The sequence below is a fragment of the Phormidium tenue FACHB-1052 genome (assembly GCF_014696675.1).
GTDB classification, from domain to species: Bacteria; Cyanobacteriota; Cyanobacteriia; order Phormidesmidales; family Phormidesmidaceae; genus Nodosilinea; species Nodosilinea tenuis_A.
Window position 1 is genome coordinate 1 of the sequence record NZ_JACJQN010000007.1, and the last position, 18,104, is coordinate 18,104.

At 57.8% G+C, this 18,104-nt stretch carries 16 protein-coding genes, 1 pseudogene and 1 riboswitch; of the genes and pseudogenes, 5 read left to right on the forward strand and 12 right to left on the reverse strand.

The features are described 5' to 3' along the window. The first annotated feature begins 401 nt into the window (after positions 1-401). Positions 402-1,427: an adenosine deaminase gene (locus H6G07_RS11045; RefSeq protein WP_244901950.1), complete on the forward strand. Its 1,026-nt coding sequence runs from the start codon at positions 402-404 to the stop codon at positions 1,425-1,427. On the opposite strand, the gene H6G07_RS11050 is transcribed toward H6G07_RS11045, so the two are convergent. After that, a complete protein-coding gene (locus H6G07_RS11050) occupies positions 1,408-1,647 on the reverse strand; it encodes a hypothetical protein (protein WP_073609983.1) in 240 nt (79 codons plus the stop codon). The two genes, H6G07_RS11045 and H6G07_RS11050, sit on opposite strands and share 20 nt — an antisense overlap. A gap of 292 nt (positions 1,648-1,939) precedes the next feature. Between H6G07_RS11050 and H6G07_RS27065 the strand changes: the two genes are divergently transcribed. Then, on the forward strand, positions 1,940-2,137 hold the full coding sequence (locus H6G07_RS27065) for a helix-turn-helix transcriptional regulator (protein ID WP_242026741.1): 198 nt from the start codon (positions 1,940-1,942) through the stop codon (positions 2,135-2,137). On the opposite strand, the gene H6G07_RS11060 is transcribed toward H6G07_RS27065, so the two are convergent. The 9 genes and pseudogenes from H6G07_RS11060 to glnT form a co-directional block, all read right to left on the reverse strand. Continuing rightward, positions 2,128-2,427: a hypothetical protein gene (locus H6G07_RS11060; protein WP_199312030.1), complete on the reverse strand. Its 300-nt coding sequence runs from the start codon at positions 2,425-2,427 to the stop codon at positions 2,128-2,130. The genes H6G07_RS27065 and H6G07_RS11060 overlap by 10 nt on opposite strands. A 67-nt stretch (positions 2,428-2,494) precedes the next feature. Next, positions 2,495-3,628, reverse strand: coding sequence for a DNA replication/repair protein RecF (gene recF, locus H6G07_RS11065; RefSeq protein ID WP_073609981.1), 1,134 nt, complete (start codon positions 3,626-3,628; stop codon positions 2,495-2,497). Positions 3,629-3,711: 83 nt separating this feature from the next. After that, entirely contained in the window at positions 3,712-5,781 is a 2,070-nt protein-coding gene (gene glgX / locus H6G07_RS11070) for a glycogen debranching protein GlgX (RefSeq protein ID WP_073609980.1), read from the reverse strand. 174 nt (positions 5,782-5,955) lie between these two features. Beyond that, entirely contained in the window at positions 5,956-6,699 is a 744-nt protein-coding gene (locus H6G07_RS11075; RefSeq protein WP_073609979.1) for a hypothetical protein, read from the reverse strand. Positions 6,700-6,899: 200 nt separating this feature from the next. Then, on the reverse strand, positions 6,900-8,051 hold the full coding sequence (locus H6G07_RS11080) for an aromatic ring-hydroxylating oxygenase subunit alpha (protein ID WP_199312031.1): 1,152 nt from the start codon (positions 8,049-8,051) through the stop codon (positions 6,900-6,902). Then, positions 8,051-8,713 (reverse strand): annotated as a pseudogene (locus tag H6G07_RS11085) (ABC transporter ATP-binding protein); the annotation flags it as partial. The pseudogene H6G07_RS11085 and the gene H6G07_RS11080, both read right to left, overlap by 1 nt. Before the next feature lie 375 nt (positions 8,714-9,088). Next, the gene (locus H6G07_RS11090) at positions 9,089-9,931 is read right to left on the reverse strand and encodes an ABC transporter permease (protein WP_244901949.1); all 843 of its coding nucleotides are present in this window, start codon (positions 9,929-9,931) and stop codon (positions 9,089-9,091) included. A gap of 84 nt (positions 9,932-10,015) precedes the next feature. Continuing rightward, on the reverse strand, positions 10,016-11,059 hold the full coding sequence (locus H6G07_RS11095; protein ID WP_073609976.1) for an ABC transporter substrate-binding protein: 1,044 nt from the start codon (positions 11,057-11,059) through the stop codon (positions 10,016-10,018). Positions 11,060-11,151: 92 nt separating this feature from the next. Then, a complete protein-coding gene (gene glnT / locus H6G07_RS11100) occupies positions 11,152-12,513 on the reverse strand; it encodes a type III glutamate--ammonia ligase (protein ID WP_073609975.1) in 1,362 nt (453 codons plus the stop codon). 100 nt (positions 12,514-12,613) lie between these two features. Further along, a riboswitch (guanidine-I (ykkC/yxkD leader) is annotated at positions 12,614-12,755 on the reverse strand. A 267-nt stretch (positions 12,756-13,022) separates the two neighbouring features. Between glnT and H6G07_RS11105 the strand changes: the two genes are divergently transcribed. Next, positions 13,023-13,433 (forward strand): Npun_F0494 family protein, encoded by a 411-nt coding sequence (locus H6G07_RS11105; RefSeq protein WP_073609974.1) that lies wholly within the window; start codon positions 13,023-13,025, stop codon positions 13,431-13,433. Positions 13,434-13,590: 157 nt separating this feature from the next. Beyond that, entirely contained in the window at positions 13,591-15,081 is a 1,491-nt protein-coding gene (gene cobQ, locus H6G07_RS11110; protein WP_073609973.1) for a cobyric acid synthase CobQ, read from the forward strand. 45 nt (positions 15,082-15,126) lie between these two features. Here cobQ and H6G07_RS11115 read toward each other — a convergent pair whose 3' ends face one another. Then, entirely contained in the window at positions 15,127-16,236 is a 1,110-nt protein-coding gene (locus H6G07_RS11115; RefSeq protein WP_073609972.1) for a sensor domain-containing diguanylate cyclase, read from the reverse strand. A gap of 286 nt (positions 16,237-16,522) precedes the next feature. On the opposite strand from H6G07_RS11115, the gene H6G07_RS11120 reads away from it, so the two are divergent. Further along, positions 16,523-17,449 carry a carbohydrate ABC transporter permease gene (locus H6G07_RS11120; RefSeq protein WP_073609971.1) on the forward strand — a complete coding sequence of 309 codons (927 nt, stop codon included), beginning with the start codon at positions 16,523-16,525 and terminating at the stop codon, positions 17,447-17,449. A 168-nt stretch (positions 17,450-17,617) separates the two neighbouring features. On the opposite strand, the gene H6G07_RS11125 is transcribed toward H6G07_RS11120, so the two are convergent. After that, entirely contained in the window at positions 17,618-18,004 is a 387-nt protein-coding gene (locus tag H6G07_RS11125) for a hypothetical protein (protein WP_139297129.1), read from the reverse strand. Between the last annotated feature and the right edge of the window lie 100 nt (positions 18,005-18,104).

Here is an 18,104-nt window from a genome sequence, read left to right on the forward strand (position 1 = left end):
CGCTTTAAGCTCATCGGCTGAAAAATGAGGTTCAAGATGGAGGGGTCTTGGCATTCTCCCATCCTACCCTATTTCAGGGGTAACTAAGTCGGATTTAGTATGAGTATCTTGGGGCAACGCTTCTACATTTTCGTAAGGCATAGGATTGTCTCCTGAGTCATGCGGTAGTTATTGCATAGACCTTAAAGCACCTGAATCGACCTCAACCTCTTTCTTCCGTTGTAAAACTCCCTTACTTCTAACCGCTCCTTAGGATGGGAATTGCAACCGTTTTGAGTTTTGAGTAGCGCTGTGGCTCCCCCTTTCTACACTGAGCCACAGTATTGTTTAGCCAATTGCGCTGTTGGTGGCATTTTGCTTCAGACAAACGCTGGGGGATTGAGCCATAATGACCGCTAAAAGTGCTGGTGACTATGCGATCGCCCCTCCTCACCCTGCCCAAGGCCGAACTCCACATCCACATCGAAGGCTCCCTCGAACCCGAGATGATGGTCGCCCTCGCCCAGCGCAACGGCATTACGCTGCCCTACGAGTCGGTAGAGGCCGTGCGGGCGGCCTATCAGTTTGAAAATTTGCAGTCATTTCTCAATCTCTACTACGCCGGGGCGCAGGTGTTGCAAAGTGAGCAAGACTTCTACGACCTTACCTGGGCCTACCTGCAAAAGTGCGCCGCCCAAGGAGTGCGCCACACCGAAATTTTCTTTGACCCGCAGACCCACTGCGATCGCGGCATTCCCTTTGAGGTGGTGCACAGCGGCATCACTCAGGCACTTCTAGACGCTAGAGTTCAGCTCGGGGTTTCCTCGGCGCTAATTCTCTGCTTTTTGCGTCACCTCAGCGCCGAGGCCGCCATGGCTACCCTAGAGCAAGCCCTGCCCTACCGTGGCAGCATCATCGCCGTGGGACTCGATTTTTCAGAGCTGGGGCATCCGCCCTCGAAATTTCAGGCCGTGTTTGACCGGGCCAGGGCCGAGGGCTTTCTCACCGTGGCCCACGCAGGCGAAGAGGGGCCACCAGAATACATTTGGGAGGCGATTCACCTGCTCAAGGTGTCGCGCATTGACCACGGCGTGCGCTGTGTAGAAGACCCAGCCCTGGTGAACTATCTAGCCGAGCACCAGATACCGCTGACGGTGTGCCCGCTGTCAAATATCAAGCTCTGTGTGTTCGATGAGATGGCCCAGCACAACCTCAAGCAGCTGCTAGATTTGGGCCTGTGTGTGACGGTGAACTCTGACGACCCAGCCTACTTTGGCGGCTACCTAGCCGAGAACTTCGAGGCGGCAGAGCTTGCCCTGGGACTAACGTCAGAACATCTAATACAGTTGGCCAAAAATTCCTTTAAAGCATCATTTTTGCCCCCAGCAGAGCAGCAGTCCTATCTACAGGAGTTATCTGTTCATTTAGCTAATATCGAATCCATTTAGTGAGAATACGCGTGGGTTGGCCTGTAATGGGGTCTAGCTGAGGCTTGCTCCAAGAGCGAGGTTCGGCAAAGCCCAGCCGATGAAGAATGGCAATGACTAGATTTATGCCTACAGAAGAACCAATTAGAATCACCCGCACAGGCTCGCGGGTTGGCTCCATGGGAGTAGGGGTACTGAGCGGTAGGTTGTAGATTTCGGTGTTGGGAATAAATTCTGACATGGCAAAGTTAGTAATGAGGACAAGAATTCAGTTTTTTGTGCACACCTCGGATTTTGGTGCAGCAGGAAATAGCGCGAAGGTCGCACAAGACCATCGCAAGGTGAGAAACTGAGTTAGCAAAATCAACAAACTCAGCAACGACAGGGTTAGGCCTGTCGCCTGAGCTGTAATCCAGAGGCAATACTGGAAGCTTACTTCCGCTTGAGCGTCCTGTCAAGCAGTAGGCTTCCGGAAGTTGAGTTCCGCAATGTCTGACGAGGCACCTAAACAACAACCATCGCCCTTGAAGCAAATGCGCCAACGGGTGGGTTTAACTCAGGCTGAATTGGCTAGACGCATCGGGGTGTCTGATCGAGCGGTGAGGGCATGGGAGAAGGGGGAGTACCCACCGACGCTGACAGTTCCGCAAATGCGATCGCTGTGCAAAGAGCTGGCAATCACCTTTGATGAACTGCCTGATGAATTTGGGCCAAGCAAAAATCAAAACTGACGAATGGCCCAAAACTGCAAAACGCTGAGAATGCTGTCCAGACTCAACACCGACAGCACGCTACCGGCGCTGCCCACGCTCAAAATGCTGCCCGCACTGCCAATACTTAAGATACTCCCCGCGCTGCCGATGCTAAGAATGCTGCCGGTGCTGCCAATGCTCAGAATGCTGCCTGCACTGCCCAGACTGAGCAAGCTAAAGTAGCTGCCTCGGCTCAACATGGCGCGACGTCGCAGGGGAAGGGCGTGATTATTAATAGAGGTAGAGACGGCTTGCTGTCGTTCGAACATGCTGTGATTACCTGCTCAAGCTTAGATGTAAAAAACGTTCTCTTGTAAAGCCCAATAGTGAAGTAGTTTAGCTGTTCTCAATTCGCCCCCCCTTTACCGTCAAGATCTGCGATGAAGTCATCCACTGGCTGCCAAAAGCTCCCAAATGCGTAGTGGTGATGATGGTTTGAAAGCGATCTTGAATTGCTTCCAATAGTTGATTTTGGCGGTTCAAGTCTAGCTCGGCCAGCACGTCGTCGAGCAGCAGCAGGGGCGGTTCGCCCACTACCTCATCGATCAGGTGCAGCTCCGCCAGCTTGAGGGCCAGTACCAGGGTGCGCTGCTGCCCTTGGGAACCATACTGGCGGCTGGGGGTGTCGTTGATGGCAAACTCGATGTCGTCGCGGTGGGGGCCAACCAGGGTAGTGCGCTGGTGCTGTTCTGCGATCGCCCTCAACTTAATCTTCTCCAAAAAGCTAGCCTGAATGATCTGCGGGTCATCCTCCGCCATCGGCACATTGGGCTGGTAGTGGATCCGCAGGTCTTCGCGCTGGCCGCTGATCGCCTGGTGCCACTGGTGGGCGATCGGGGCGAGGCGATCGATCGCCCTGGCCCGCCGCCGAATCACCCGTGTACCCAGCGCCGCCAGTTGGGCATCCCACAGGGCAAACTCGGTAGCGTCTACCGATGGCCCTGCTTCTCCCTCCTCATCGCCGTAGGATTGCTTGATCAGGGCGTTGCGCTGCTTGAGTACCTGGTTGTACTGGCTGAGAATGTGGGCATAGACCGGCTCTAGCTGAATCAGCAACGTATCAAGCCAGTCGCGCCGCTCCCCCGGCCCACCCCGCACCAGGTCAAGATCGAGGCTAGAGAACTGCACCGCATTGAGCGCCCCGAGAAAGTCGAGCTGTCGCCTGAGCTTTTCGCCGTTGAGAATGGCCGTGCGCCGCCCCGCCTGGCGCAGCACCAGCGAGAGATCGGCCAGGCCCAGATCGCGCCGCACCGCAGCGGTGATTTGGGCCATGGGCTGGTCTTGTTGGACGAGATCGCGATCGCGGCTCGTCCGGTGCGACTTTAGCGTCGCCAACAGCTCCACCGCCTCCAGCAGATTCGACTTCCCCTGGGCATTTTCTCCCACCAAAATGGTCTTGGGAGCGGCAAAATCAATTTGCTGCTCGCCATAGTTGCGAAAGTGCCTGAGCGATAGATGGGTGAGGTACAAGGGGCAAAGCCGGGGCTGAACTTGGTTTAGGATACAGGACAGCGTAGAGAATCTAAGATCTGGGATCACAGATCCAGGGGACGCTAACCCTGCCCTCGGCTCATCAGCACTACGGTCGATCGCGGCCCCACTGGGTACAGATCGTTTTCAAATACCGGCGCTTCTTCGGGGTAGCAAAAGTCGCGGGGGGGCGGCACAGCGGTATCGACAATGCGGTGCCAGCGATCGTGGGGGCCAAGCCCTGGCAGGTCAAACATCAGCGCCTCCCAGTAAGCGTTGAGCATGACGTGAATTTGCTCCTTGGCGTCGGGGTAGCGCAGGGTAAAGGCCAGGGTGCGGGAGTGCTCTGACCAGTCGGGCTGGTTGAGGGTAGTGCCGTGCCAAACAATATGGGGTTCGTAGTGCCAGGTGGTGGTCACCCGCAGCAGGTGCCGTAGCTGCAACACCTTCAGGCTTTGAATGAAGTGAATCAGCCCCTGGGTAAAACGCAGCAGCGGCTGTTCTTTCTCCACGGCATCCCAGTTAAACCAGCTTAGGTCATTGTCTTGGCAGTAGGCGTTGTTGTTGCCCCGCTGGGTGCGGCGCACCTCGTCACCCATTAGCAGCATCGGAGTGCCCTGGGCCATAAACAGCAGGGTGAGAAAGTTTTTGATCTGCCGCTGACGCAGTTGCTCGACCTCGGGTGGGGCCGAAAGCCCCTCTACGCCGCAGTTCCAGCTGTAGTTGGCGTCGGTGCCGTCGCGGTTATGTTCGCCGTTGGCCTCGTTGTACTTGTGGTCGTACGACACCAAGTCATTGAGGGTAAATCCGTCGTGGCAGGTGACAAAGTGAATGCTGCGGTTGGGCTCGCGGTTGGGCTTTTGGTAAATGTCGGGACTGCCCAGCAGGCGGGCGGCCAGATCGGGCACGACGCCCTCGTCGCCTTTAATAAACTGGCGCACGTGGTCGCGGTAGGGGCCATTCCATTCGGCAAAGCGATCGCCGATAAAGCTGCCGACCTGGTACAGTCCCCCTGCATCCCAGGCCTCGGCGATAATCTTGGTGCCCGCCAAAATCGGCTCCGACTCAATGTTCCACAAAATCGGTGGGTCTTCGAGAGGGTTGCCCGCCATGTCGCGCGACATCACCGAGGCCAGGTCAAAGCGAAAGCCATCCACGTGCATCTCCGACACCCAGTAGCGCAGGCTGTCGAGAATCATGCGCCCGACGACGGCGTGGTTGGGCGACAGGGTATTGCCGCAGCCGCTGTAGTTGGAGTAGTAGATCGGGTTGTCTTCGAGCATGTAGTAGGTTTCGTTGTCGATCCCCTTAAAGCTCAGGGTGGGGCCTTCGTGGTTGCCCTCGGCAGAGTGGTTAAACACCACATCGAGAATGACTTCGATGCCCGCCCGGTGCAGGGCTTTGACCATGTCGCGAAACTCGTTCACCGGCCCCAAGGGGTCTTTGCGCGAGCTGTAGGCGCGGTGAGGAGCAAAAAAGCCCAGGGTGCTGTAGCCCCAGTAGTTTTCTCGCCCCGGCATGGCATCTTGGGCGTCGAACTGGTGAATGGGCAGCAGCTCCACCGCCGTAATGCCCAACTCTTGCAGGTAAGGAATTTTTTCGATCAGCCCCGCGTAGGTGCCCCGTTGCTCATCGGGCAGCCCCGAGGAGGGGTGGCGGGTAAAGCCGCCCACGTGCATCTCGTAGATGACGCTGCTGGAGTAGGGAATGTGCAGGGGGCGATCGCCTTGCCAATCGTAGTTGCGGGTGTCAACCACCACCCCCTTAATGGCAGTGGCACAGTTGTCGCCGGGGCCAATGGCGCGACTGCGATCGTAGATGTCGTCACCGACAATGGCGCGGGCGTAAGGGTCGAGCAGCACCTTGGTGGCATCAAAGCGGTGGCCGTGGGCCGGATCAAAGGGGCCGTGGACGCGGTAGGCATAAACCTGCCCACTTTTTAGCCCCGGCACAAACATGTGCCAGTAGTAAAAGGTGCGGTTCCACAGTGGGTCGAAGGTAATCACCCGGCTGGGTTCAGTGAGGTCGTCAGCTTGAAACAGCAGCAGGTCTATGCCGGTGGCGTGTTTGGAATACAGGCAAAAATTCACCCCCACGGCGTAGACGGTGGCTCCCAGGGGAAAGCTTTGGCCAGGGAGAACTTTTGGACTCATAGCGCGACCTGTGTGCTGAAAACATCTCTGCCGGTGATTTCCCTGACCGCTCTGCTAAGGTAGCTAGCGGCCTGGCGAAGGGGGCCGTTCCACCAGCCGCAGAACGTAAGGCTTTACCTTATCACCGAGAGTTTGCCAGATGCTCAAGCTCAATACTTAGTTAAGCTCTAGGCTCTAGTGGGCTGGGGCCGAGCGCTCTAGCTGCCAAAGACCAAGCGGGTCGTCTAGATCCGGTGGCGTCCATTGAGGTGGTGTGCCTAGGCTGGCCTCAGTGCCAAACAAAGCCTGCCAGGTGCCCTCCCGATATTCCCAGGCGGTGGCAGAAAACGCGCTAAAGATCTTCGCCTCCTGCAATGGGTCAGCGGTGGGCGATTTTCCCCTGGAGACGCTTTGTGATTCTCCGGGGGAGACGCTGCGCGAACGCCATTGATGCACCAAGACGGCCCAGTTGCCCACCCGGAGGGCCTGCCCCTGCTGCTCTGCCCGATCCAGACGCCACACCTGCACAGGGCCAGGGTGAAGGCGATGCCAGTGCTCAACGAAAGTGTGGCGATCGCCCTCGTCATCTTCACAGGTGCCTTGCTCTAAAAAGTCGTCTGGCCCCAACCAGTGATAGTTGCTGGTGTCGGGCCACTGGCAGGGGGTAAGGGCAAGGCGATGGTGCCAGGTGCATGTCGGGGGGGCCGCAGACCAGCTAAAAGTTCCGGCAAAGCCCAACAGATCGGCATCAAAGCGCGATCGCCAATCCATCTCCCGATACCGCTCCGGCGTCAGCCGTCCCGCAAAAGGAGCGCTACGCACATCGGCAAAGTAGGTTTCAGCCTGGATCCATAGGACAGATTGGCTGGTTTCGATCGGGCCTTGGTCAAACTGGATGGAGCGGCGTTGCCAGACGCCGAGGAAGGGGTTGAGGGGCATGGAGGGGTGATGGGGTAACGGAGTTATGGGGTGGGGGAGAATTTTGAAGGTTGAATTTTGAGTTTTGAATGTGCCCAATCAATTCAAAATTTAGAATTAGCTGGTTGTAGGGTGGGCATTGCCCACCAATTAACCTAGTGCTATACAACCAGGGCTCCGCGTAGGGGCAAACGGTGTTTGCCCTGCATCAATTCATACTGCTAATCAGCCTCACTAAAAGCGGCAAGGGCGTCCCAGATCAGTTGTTGCTGGTGAATGATGCGGGTTTCTAAACCATTTACCGGGCCGGGGGTGTAGGCACCGCTAGCGTAGCCCTGCTGCACGCTTTCGGTGAGCACCATGTCTTCTTGCATAAAGGCGTCAAACTCGGCCAGCAGGGTTTCACTGGGGGGGCAAAAATCGGGGTCACCGTAGAGGTCGAGGGAAACCTGGCAAGACTCAGCGGTGAGCGGCTCGATGTGCAGCCAGGCCAGCAGGCCGTTGGGCAGGCCCAGCAGGTGCAGGTTGGGATAGATGCCGTAGGTGAAAAATCCCTCGCGGCTGCGGCCCTGGAGCATGGGCAAGATGGAGTTTTCGGCCTGCCAGTCGGCGGTGGTGGGGGTGTAGAGCAGGTTGACGAAGGCTTCGAGCTGGTGCTGGTAGTGGCGAATGGGGCCTTGTACCGGGTTGAGGGTGGTGCGGTGGGCGATCGCCACATGATAGTCACACAGCGTGTTGTCGTGGTAGTTCTTCCAGTTGCAGGCGACGGTGTACTGCTTGGCCGCCAGGGGTTGGGTGGCGGGGGTGCGGTGCTGTCCCAGGTGCTCAGGGATGCTGCCGAGAAACTCCACCAGCGGCGGCGCACTGTCGTCGAAGCAGACGAACATAAAGCCCGACCAGATTTCTATCCGCACGGGTCGCAGCGCAAACTCCTGCTTCTTAAACGACTCTGAAAACTGATTTTGGGAGGGCACCCCCACCAAATTTCCAGCCAGGTCGTAAACCCAGGCGTGGTAGGGGCACACCAGCTTTTGGCAGGGATGAATGCCCGCCTGGGGCGACAAAATTGCGGCCCGGTGGGGGCAGAGGTTGTAAAAGGCCCGCAGATCGCCCTCGTTGTCGCGCACGATCAGTAGGGGAGCGCCCGCCACTGATTTGGCCCACACCATGCCTGGCTGGAGGCGATCGCCATCGCCCACATAAAGCCAGGTGCGGCGAAAGATCGCCCGCTGCTCTATCGGGAGCCATTGAGGATTGGTGTAGTGGTCGGCGGTGAGCAAAAATCGCTCCGGCAGCCCATGGGCATCGGGGGGCACTGGCGAGGAGATTGGGGGGTTGGTCGTTGACCATTGCAGCGGCAGTCTGGAAACCATCAGCTCACCAACGCGGGCACTGTCTTGCCCCGCAGCAGATCCATGATGCCTTCGCGGGTGTCTTGGAAGGCGCGATCGCGGCGAATCATGTAGGTGCGATCGCTGGGCAAATCCACAAATACCTCCCGCTGAATGGTGCCGGGGTGGGCCGTCAGCACATAGATGCGCTGGGAGAGAAACACGGCCTCATCCACGTCGTGGGTAATCATCAAAATGCTGACCCCGGTGCGGTTCCACAGGTCGAGCATAAACTGCTGCATGGTTTCTTTGGTCTGCACGTCTAGCGCGCCAAAGGGTTCGTCCATCAGCATGATTTTGGGCCGCGAGGCCAGGGTGCGGGCGATCGCTACCCGCTGCTTCATGCCGCCCGAGAGCTGCTTGGGCAGCGATCGCGCAAATTTGGTCAGCCCCACCACGTCTAAATAGTAGGAGGCCATTTCTCGCCGCTCCTTTGGCCCCACGCCCTGGAGTTTGAGGCCAAATTCCACATTTTTCTGCACCGTCATCCAGGGATAGAGCGTGTAGCTCTGGAAGATCATGCCGCGATCGGAGCCAGGCCCGGTCACCACCTGGCCGTCTACCGTGATCTCCCCCGTCGTGGGCATGTCTAGCCCCGCCACCAGCCGCAGCAGGGTCGATTTGCCGGAGCCGGAAGCCCCGACGGCGCAGACAAATTCGCCCGTTTCGACGTGCATGTTGATGTCGTCGAGCGCCAGCACCGACCCCTGGCGGGTGTCGAATTGTTTGCTGAGATTGTTGATTTCTAAGTGCATGGTGGGGTGGGGGTAAGGGGTAGGGGGTGGATGGGTAGGGGGTGAACGATTTAATAGGTACGCCGTAGGGTGGGCACTGCCCACCAAAGCTAGACTGAATCGGATTTAGGATGAATATAGAAAGTTTGATGGGGTGAGATACCCTGCTTTGATCCCCCCTGCCCCCCTTTTCAAGGGGGGTTATAGAGTGAAACTGAGAACGCGAGAATCTGGAGGGATCTATCTGAGCGATCGCGCACCTCACAAACTGGGGAACGCCATAGATCAATCCACCGCCCATTTACAGGTGGCTTTCATCAGCCCTCGCAGCGATAAATCTAGGGCAAAGCCAATCACACCGAGAATGATCAGGCAGGCGAAGATTTCGTCGGTGTTGAAAAACTTTTGGGCCAGCACAATGCGTTTGCCCAGGCCGTTTTCCGCCGCTACCAGCTCCGCTACTACCACCAGGCTCCAGGAGGTGGCAATGTTGATGCGGAAGGTGTCGATAATGTTGGGCACCACGTAGGGAGTAATCACCTGAAACAGCGCTTGCCGCCGCTGCCCGCCCAGAGTGTAGGTGGTTTCAAGCAGGGCCTTGGGCACAAACTTCACCGCATCCATAATCATCAAAATGTTGAAGAACACCGTGCCCATGAAGATCAGAGCGATTTTGGGCGCTTCCCCCAGACCCAGGTAGATCACCAACAGGGGAATGAAGGCCGGGGGCGGCATGTAGCGCACCACGCCAATGATCGGTTCGAGCAGCGATCGCACGCTAGCAAAGGCCCCCATCGCGATGCCGATGGGCACCGACACCAAGGCCGCCAGCCCAAAACCCACCGTCACCCGCATGATGCTAGCAGCGGTATCTCCCAGCAAAAAGCCATCTGTCCAGAGCCGACCCAGCGCTTGGGCCACCTGAATCGGCGACGGCAAAAACTTGTCATTCACTAAATTCAGGCTAGCCACCATCCACCAGAGGGCAAAGGGCACCGCAATGGAGAGCACCATCAGCACCGTGCCCATGGATTTAGGAATGTCGTCGGCCAGTCGCCAAAAAACGCTGGGCTTCATGCCCTGGGGGGCGGTGGGCGCGGTGGAAAAGGAAGGGGAATCAGGAGTCACAGGGATTAGCCCAAACGTACAACAAACCTGTAAAACGAGAACCCCCATCATCCACAAAACGGCGATGGGGGCGGTTATCAACGGCTACTGATTGGCGGTGTAGGCCTTAACAAATTGGTCATTGAGAATGGCCTCTAGGTCAGGCGCTTCGGGGATAAACTGAGTCTCCACCATGAATTCAGCCATTTTTTGAGCGGCGTAGGGCATGTACTTCATGTCGTCACCGCCCGCGCTAAAGGCTTCTAGGTTTTCGTCCAGGGTGAAGATTTTGGTGCCCTCGGTGTATTTCTCAAACTCGGTGTCGCTGACACTGGCTCGCTTCGCCATGATCTCGTTGGCCCGCTCAGGGTTTTCCTCAATAAAGGCCAGAATGTCGAACCAGGTATTGACCAAGGCCTGCACTTGGTCGGGGCGGCTATCGATCAGCTTTTGGCTGACCACCAGCAGGTCAGGAATCGCGCCAGGGTAATCCTCCGATGAAACCAACTCTTGGCTGCCCTCGCGAGACAGCGCCGTTTCCCAGAAGGGTACCCAGCCCGCAAAGCCATCTACCTGACCGGCAGCAAAGGCCGTGGCCGCAGCCCCAGTCTCTAGATTTTTGATGTCTACGTCATCGCGGGTCAGCCCCGCATCTTTGAGGGCCAGGCTGAGCAAAAAGTCGCCCACTACACCTTCTTCTAGGGCAACGGTTTTGCCCGCCAGATCGGCGACGGTGTTGATGCCCTCGGCCCCAATCACCTTGTCGTTACCGGCGGAGTTGTCGTTGACCAGCACGGCCACCATGCCGTTGACGGCATCCCCCGCAAAGGAAATGGTGTCGTTGAGAGTCTGGCTGTTGGCATCGAGCTGCCCAGCGGCGAGGGCCTGCATCGACTCTAGGTAGCCGTCAAACCAGATCAGCTCGACGTTGGCCCCATTCTTTTCGAAAAGGCCCTCTTCTGCGGCGATTGCCCAGGGCCACCAGCCTGCCCAGCTGCTGTAGCCGAGTTTCACCGGCTCGCCAGTCGTAGCGCTCGCGGGCGCATCGGCAGGGGCATCGGCCTGGGGCGTACTTTGGGCGCAGCTAACGGTGATCAACAAACTGCAAAAAAAGGCAACCAGCGTGGGTAAAAAGGTACGTCGTTGCATAGCTGTGGGTCTTGGTCTCAAAAACTACAGGAAAAGCTGTGGAAAACGCTGTGGAAAAAACTGACGCCGCTGGGAATGGTGCGGCGCGATCGCTAGAAAAACTTGAGATACCGCTTAATTTCCCAATCGGAAATGTGGGTGTGGTACTCCTCCCATTCCCGGCGGCGAAAGTCGATGTAGGTCTGGTACATCAGTGGCCCCATCACCGCCTGGCTTAGGGAATCAGCCTCAAAGGCGTCGATCGCCTCTTGCAGCGTGCGGGGCAGCATATCGATGCCCATCGTCTTCAGGTCACTCAGGGAATAGTTGTACATGTTTTCGGTGTGGGGGTCGCCGGGGTCTAGCCCCTCGGCAATGCCCTCTAGCCCAGCGGCGAGAATCATCGCGGCCCCCAGGTAGGGGTTGGTGGCAATATCGGCGGCGCGGCACTCGACCCGCCCCCCCGCCAGGGGAATGCGCAGCATGTTAGTGCGGTTGTTGTTGCCGTAGCAGATATAGACCGGGGCCCAGGTAAAGCCCGACATGCTGCCCTGGCGCAGCAGCCGCTTGTAGCTGTTGACCGTGGGGCAGGTGACGGCGCAGATGGCCTTGGCGTGACGCAGCACCCCAGCAATAAACTGGTAGCCCAGCTTCGACAGCTTGCAGTCGCGTGGGTCATCCGGGTCTTCAAACAGGTTTTGCCCGGTGTTGATGTCGGCCAGCGACATGTTGTAGTGGGCACCGCTGCCGGTGCGATCGCCAAAGGGCTTGGGCATAAAGCTGGCAAAGTAGCCGTGCTTGCGGGCGATCTCCTTCACCATCAGCCGAAAGAAGGTGAGGCGATCGGCCATGGTCAGGGCATCGCTGTAGGCAAAGTCAGTTTCAAACTGACCGTTGGCGTCTTCGTGGTCAAAGGAGTAGACATCCCAACCCAGATCGTTCATGTACTCGACCAGCTCGCTCAGCCAGGGGGTGTTATCGAGCAGGCTGGGCAGGTCGTAGCAGGGCTTAGCCAAGGTGTCGCGATCGCTCACCGGCCCAAAGCTCCCGTCGGGGTGCTCTTTGAGCATGAAAAACTCGGTCTCAATGCCCAGGTTAAAGGAAAACCCCATCGCCGCCGCCTTAGCCAGCATCTGCTTGAGAATGGTGCGGCAGCAGGCCTCAAAGGGTTGCCCCTTCAGATAAAGATCGCTGGCAAACCAGGCCACCTCGGGCTTCCAGGGCAGCACCGTAGCCGAGGCCGGGTCGGGCATCGCCGCCACCTCCTCATCGCTAATCTCTTGGGGCACCCCGTCGAGGGCCGCGCCGGTAAACAGCTCTGAACCCGCCATCATTTGGCCCAGGTGAGCCAGGGGTACCATTTTGGCCTTGCCCATGCCGTGGATATCCACATAGCTGGCCAGGGCGTACTTGACACCTTTATCCTCCAGGGAGGATTTCAGCGCCTCGATCTCAGGAGCTAGCGAGTGGGCCATAGGTGAATAGGGATAGATAAGCGGTAAGGATTGGGCGTTTCTTGGGAAAAACGTCATAAAAAACGACAGCCCGAGAGAATGGCAAAGCAGCGCTTCGCTATCCTCCCGGGCTTTTATCCCGCCGTGTACCAGATACCGTGAGCGCTGCTATCAAAGCAGGGCCAGTAACTATCTGGCGGTTTCTCTCGGACCAGACGCCCTAACCGCAGATGCGGCAAGCCGGAACCCTAGAAACCGATTGGCTATTAAAACTAGTTGAGTGATTGGTGACTTGAGCTGACGATTGATGCACTAATAGGCTTAGCAATTGCTCAAACATTAGAAAGTAACCGCTGTTACTAAACCGTCCTTTAAACCAAATTCAAGTCCGGAAGTCGAGTTTTACCAAGAAAACAACGGATCCCAAGCTGCCCTTGGGTATAGTCAGATCAGCAGAATTCTTCCCCACTTTTCGCCCGATTAACGGTGAAATAAACCTACAATTTAAGGCAGTCATAATTTCTGCACCCATGGCCCCAGTTGAGTCTGATTACGCCATTACCCTTCGCTATCCCCGGCGATCGCTCAAACGGGCCGAACGCGCCTTTCGATGCTCATCGTTTCGGCTAGACCTGCTGGGGGATATGCGATCGCAGAGCATCTCCATTCGCCAGGTCAGTGGCCCAGCTGGGGTCAAAAGCCATTACAGCCGTCGCAACCTGGCCGAGCTTCAGGCCGAAAACGAAATGATGTGGCTGATTGCCGTGGGCATTCTGCGCCGCGAAGTCGATGGCCAGGGCCTCACCGACAGCTTTCGCCTCACCCCCATGGGACGGCAGGTGTTTGAGTCCCTAGCCCCCCTGAGCCCGGCCCAGTATCGTCCCACCCTGGGCGATCATCTCTATAATGCATGGTGCCGGTGGGTGCGCTGGCTCTACTAGGCTGGCGACCATCACCCAGCCGGTGACAGAGCTAGTATCGTCCTGATAAGTTGCGTTGTTCCTGAAGAATCTGCATAGGCAGTGGCTGCGGCCCGGCAAGTAAACTTACGTCGGCTCTGGCCCTGTCATCGAACTCATTCAATTTTGGAGACGCTCCATGAGAGCAATCATGGTAGTGGGAACAGCCTCCCACGTGGGTAAATCGCTGATTACCACGGCCCTCTGCCGCATTCTCAGCCGTCGGGGCTGGCGGGTCGCCCCCTTTAAAGGGCAAAACATGGCCCTCAACTCCTACGTCACCGCCAACGGTGGCGAAATGGGCTATGCCCAGGCCGTTCAAGCCTGGGCCGCAGGCGTGCCCCCCCAGGTCGAGATGAACCCCATTCTGCTCAAGCCCCAGGGCGACATGACCTCCCAGGTCATTCTCAAGGGCCGGGCCGTGGGGCGCACCACCGCCATGCAGTACTACGAAAACTTTTTTGACCAGGGCTGGCAGGCCATTCAAGAAAGCCTCACTCGCCTCAGCCAAGACTTCGACTTTTTGGTGTGCGAAGGGGCCGGTAGCCCGGTGGAGGTCAACCTCAAACACCGCGATCTCACCAACATGCGCATCGCCAAGCACCTCAATGCCCCCACCGTGCTCGTGGCCGACATCGATCGCGGCGGCGTGTTTGCCCACATCATCGGCACCCTAGAGCTGATGGATCCTGAGGAGCGTGCCCTGGTCAAAGGCATCATCATCAACAAGTTTCGCGGCCAGCGCGAGGTGCTAGAGCCCGGCCTAGAGTGGCTCAAAGAGCGCACCGGCATCCCCGTCCTCGGCGTCGTGCCCTGGATCGAAAACGCCCTGCCCGCCGAAGACTCCCTCAGCCTGCTCGATCGCACCCCCGGCAGCAAAAAACAGGCCGACCTCACCATCGCCGTCATTCGCCTGCCGCGCATCTCTAACTTCACCGACTTTGACCCGCTGGAGGCCGAGCCTAACGTGCGGGTGGTCTATCTCAGCCCTAAAGAAAAGCTCAGCTACCCCGACGCGGTGATCATCCCCGGCACCAAAACCACCATCGCCGACCTGCTGATTTTGCAGCGCACCGGCATGGCCGAAGAAATCCAAAACTATGTTGCCGCTGGGGGCACGGTGATGGGCGTCTGCGGCGGCTTCCAGATGATGGGGCAGTTCTTAGCCGATCCCGAAGGCATTGAGGGCCACGAAGGCCGCTTCCCTGGCCTCGATCTATTTCCGCTGAGAACGGTCATCACCCAGCAAAAGATCGCCCGCCAGCGCACCGTCAGTTCCCGATTTCCCCAGGAGGGGCTGCCGGTGTCGGGCTACGAGCTGCACCAGGGCCGCACCCAGCTCCTGCTCTCTGACGGGAAAGATGAGAAGGGAAACAAATTTGAGTTTTTGTTCGAAGATCGCAGCCTGGGCGTGGTTGATGCCAGCCAGTCGCTGTGGGGCACCTACCTCCACGGCATCTTCGACAACGGCCCCTGGCGGCGGGCCTGGCTCAACCGCCTGCGCCAGCAGCGGGGCCTGGGGTCACTGCCCACCGGCATCCCCAACTACCGCGAGCAGCGCGAGGTCATTCTCAATGAGCTCACCGAGGCGGTAAGCGAGCACTTGGATTTGACACCGCTGCTGGGCTAGTTAACCCGCACTGGAATCCGACTGGACTACGCCCGTGCTCTACGCTCAAACGCCCCACCGCTGAGAGGCCTTGATCTCGGCGATATTGAGCTGCCGTCTGCGCTGCTTTTGGGTATACATGGCGGCATCGGCCTGGGAGACTAGCTGATTCAACGTTAGGTTGCTACCCTCCCCCTGGCTCACCGCTAGGCCCACACTCATTGAGAGGGGATAGGAGAGATCGTTTTCTTGGGCAAAGATTTCGGCATTGGCTTTGAGCCGGTTGACCACCTCTTGGCCATCGGCACAGTCGATCGCGAGCACCACAAACTCATCGCCCCCTAGCCGCGCCACAATATCGCCCTCGCGGAAAGTCTTATGCAGACTGGCGGCGGTGCCCAAAATTAGCCAGTCGCCCGCCTCGTGGCCATAGTGGTCGTTGACCTGCTTGAGATAGTCAACATCAATAAAGAAGACTGTCACCGACTGTTGCTGACGATGGGCTTGCAGCAGCTGTCGATTGGCCAGCAGAAAAAAGCCGCGCCGGTTGTACAAGCCGGTTAAGCCATCGGTGAGCGACAGCCGCGTCAGCTCAGCTTCGGTGGTGTGGCGCTGTAAGACCTCGGCCCGCAGTTTGGCATTGGTGTGCTCAAGCACTTCGAGCTGCGATCGCGCCTCCGCCTCTGGTATCGCTTGACCGAGGAGGCGATCGAGCACCGTGGCAGTGGTGTCGGCCAAGACTTGCAGCAGCTCAACTTCCTCGGTCAGGGGTTGATGGCGTTCGGCCCAGTACACACCGATCACGCCCACCGGGTTGTTTTGGCGCATGGGCACCACGGTCAGGCTTTTTACAAAGGTTGGGGCATAGGCCTCTACTGGAATTCGCGCATCGCTGTACACGTCTTCAATGATGGCGGCCTGTTTGTGGTTAATCGCCCAGCCACAGATGCAGCTACAGAGCGGAAACCGCTGTCCCTTCCACAGAGGGGCCACTGCGTTTTCGTGGGCGTAGAAGCACTGATCCCCTTCTTTGAGCACAAAGGTAGCCCCGTCAGCGTGGGTGAGTTCGCGGGCGGCGACTCCCACCAGGGTCATGAGAATATCGAGGCTGGGGGCGAGGCATAGATCTCGAATAATCTCAACTAAGCGCTTGGTTGCCTGTAAATCGTTAGCCATTGGTGTCCTCCACCACAGCAGTAGGTGGCTCAATAGAGGCGCTTAGTAGGGCTGTAGATGGGGCCTTGACGTGTCGGGTCGCGCTATATTGCCGGTCAGCGTGGCAGAGTAGTCGCTACATAAAACGCCCTCACCTCCATTAACTCCGATCTCCAGGGCGATCTAAATCCGTAAAAACACGGCTTCTTCATATACTCTTCAAGTAGGTTTCCCCCTTACGGGATCGGGCGGCTGCGGTTGTGGGATTCTGGAAGTAGACTAAGTTCTCCCTGTTTGTTGGCAATCTATGACCGCTTCCCCGCGACCGGCCCCGCGCAAAATCTGGCCCCTGGGTTTCACAGTTCCTCAACGGGTGATTCCCTACCTATTTTTGCTGCCCGCCCTAGTGGCCTTGGGGATCTCAGTGTTTTGGCCAGCGCTGCGGGCGTTTTATCTGAGCTTTACGACCTTTGGGGTAGACCTGACAGCGGCCCCCACCTGGGTGGGCTGGGCCAACGTGCAGCGGCTGAGAACCGACCCGATCTTCTGGCAGACGGTGCGCAACACCCTGGTGTACTTAGTTGGAGTGGTGCCGATTTTAACCTTTGCGCCGCTGGGTCTGGCGATCTTAGTGAATCGTCAATTGCGCGGTATTCACTGGCTGCGGGTGGCCTACTATTCGCCTGTGGTGGTGTCGATGGTGGTGGCGGGCATAGCCTGGCGCTGGCTCTACGCCGAAACGGGCCTATTTAACCAGGTGCTCAAATCGCTAGGGCTTACCGAGAACGGCATTCCCTGGCTCACCAGTCCGACCCTAGCGCTGTTTAGCGTCATGGTGGTGACGGTGTGGAAGGGGTTGGGCTACTACATGGTGATCTATCTGGCGGGGCTCCAGGGCATTCCCCAAGATCTCTATGAGGCGGCGGCGCTGGATGGCTCCGACGGTTGGCGACGCCATTGGGATATTACGCTGCCGCTGATGCGGCCCTATTTGGTGCTGGTGAGCGTGATCTCGGCGATCGCCGCCACTAAAGTCTTTGAGGAGGTCTACATCATGACCCAGGGTGGGCCGCGCCACAGCTCTAAAACCGTGGTCTACTACATCTATGAGCAGGCCTTTCAAAAGCTCGAAATTAGCTACGCCTGCACCATTGGGCTAGGGCTGTTTTTGGTCATTCTGGCGCTGTCTGCCCTACGCCTGGCAGTCAATGACGGTTCTACACCCATGGCCTAAGCAATTGATGCAGCGTCACGACCAAAAATTAGAGTCCCCGTAGGTGGGTGCAGCGAAGCCTTACGAAGCGTCTCTGGAGGAGACAAGTTGACAGCAGCGAACCTCGTTGGGTTCTGCGATCGCGCCACCCAACCGACAACTCAGCAACCTGTGCTGGTTGGAATTTGCTTAAGCTACTCGCACTGACTGGGCTAGCTCTAGAACGTTGACCTGCACGTCGTGTACTTCAACGTGGGTGGTGCCTTCGGTGTGCAGCGCTAGGTCAACTAGCTGATCAAGCAGTTCTAAGGTATCCACCTGTCCGCTGAGAATGACCGCGGATCCACGCTGTTTCACGGTGAGCTGCTTAACGGCCTCACGCCCCACTTGACCGTGAAAACTCGTCTTAATGCGCTTAGCCAAGCCGTAATAGTCATATTCGCCGTTCAGCCCTACCCGCTCGGGGGGAATAGCCGACAGGGCCGCGATCGACTGGCTCAAATAATTGGTTTTTGCATAACAGACCCCACGAATGGTGTGACCGGTTGCTACCAGCGATTGCATGACGTTAGCCATCTAAGCCCTACCCCTTTGCCTCTTGGACAAAAACCGCACCTACAGCCGAAAACCCCCATGGGTTTGCTTCGAGACAAGACCTAAATCGAGGCTCAGCAGT

Bases quoted from the DNA above. Each gene is read 5' to 3' on its own strand.
- H6G07_RS11080 (WP_199312031.1), bottom strand. From the start codon at position 8,051: ATGGTTTCCAGACTGCCGCTGCAATGGTCAACGACCAACCCCCCAATC.
- H6G07_RS11095 (WP_073609976.1), bottom strand. From the start codon at position 11,059: ATGCAACGACGTACCTTTTTACCCACGCTGGTTGCCTTTTTTTGCAGT.
- H6G07_RS27065 (WP_242026741.1), top strand. From the start codon at position 1,940: ATGCGCCAACGGGTGGGTTTAACTCAGGCTGAATTGGCTAGACGCATC.
- H6G07_RS11115 (WP_073609972.1), bottom strand. From the start codon at position 16,236: ATGGCTAACGATTTACAGGCAACCAAGCGCTTAGTTGAGATTATTCGA.
- cobQ (WP_073609973.1), top strand. From the start codon at position 13,591: ATGAGAGCAATCATGGTAGTGGGAACAGCCTCCCACGTGGGTAAATCG.
- H6G07_RS11050 (WP_073609983.1), bottom strand. From the start codon at position 1,647: ATGTCAGAATTTATTCCCAACACCGAAATCTACAACCTACCGCTCAGT.
- H6G07_RS11105 (WP_073609974.1), top strand. From the start codon at position 13,023: ATGGCCCCAGTTGAGTCTGATTACGCCATTACCCTTCGCTATCCCCGG.
- H6G07_RS11120 (WP_073609971.1), top strand. From the start codon at position 16,523: ATGACCGCTTCCCCGCGACCGGCCCCGCGCAAAATCTGGCCCCTGGGT.
- glnT (WP_073609975.1), bottom strand. From the start codon at position 12,513: ATGGCCCACTCGCTAGCTCCTGAGATCGAGGCGCTGAAATCCTCCCTG.
- H6G07_RS11125 (WP_139297129.1), bottom strand. From the start codon at position 18,004: ATGGCTAACGTCATGCAATCGCTGGTAGCAACCGGTCACACCATTCGT.
- glgX (WP_073609980.1), bottom strand. From the start codon at position 5,781: ATGAGTCCAAAAGTTCTCCCTGGCCAAAGCTTTCCCCTGGGAGCCACC.
- H6G07_RS11075 (WP_073609979.1), bottom strand. From the start codon at position 6,699: ATGCCCCTCAACCCCTTCCTCGGCGTCTGGCAACGCCGCTCCATCCAG.
- H6G07_RS11060 (WP_199312030.1), bottom strand. From the start codon at position 2,427: ATGTTCGAACGACAGCAAGCCGTCTCTACCTCTATTAATAATCACGCC.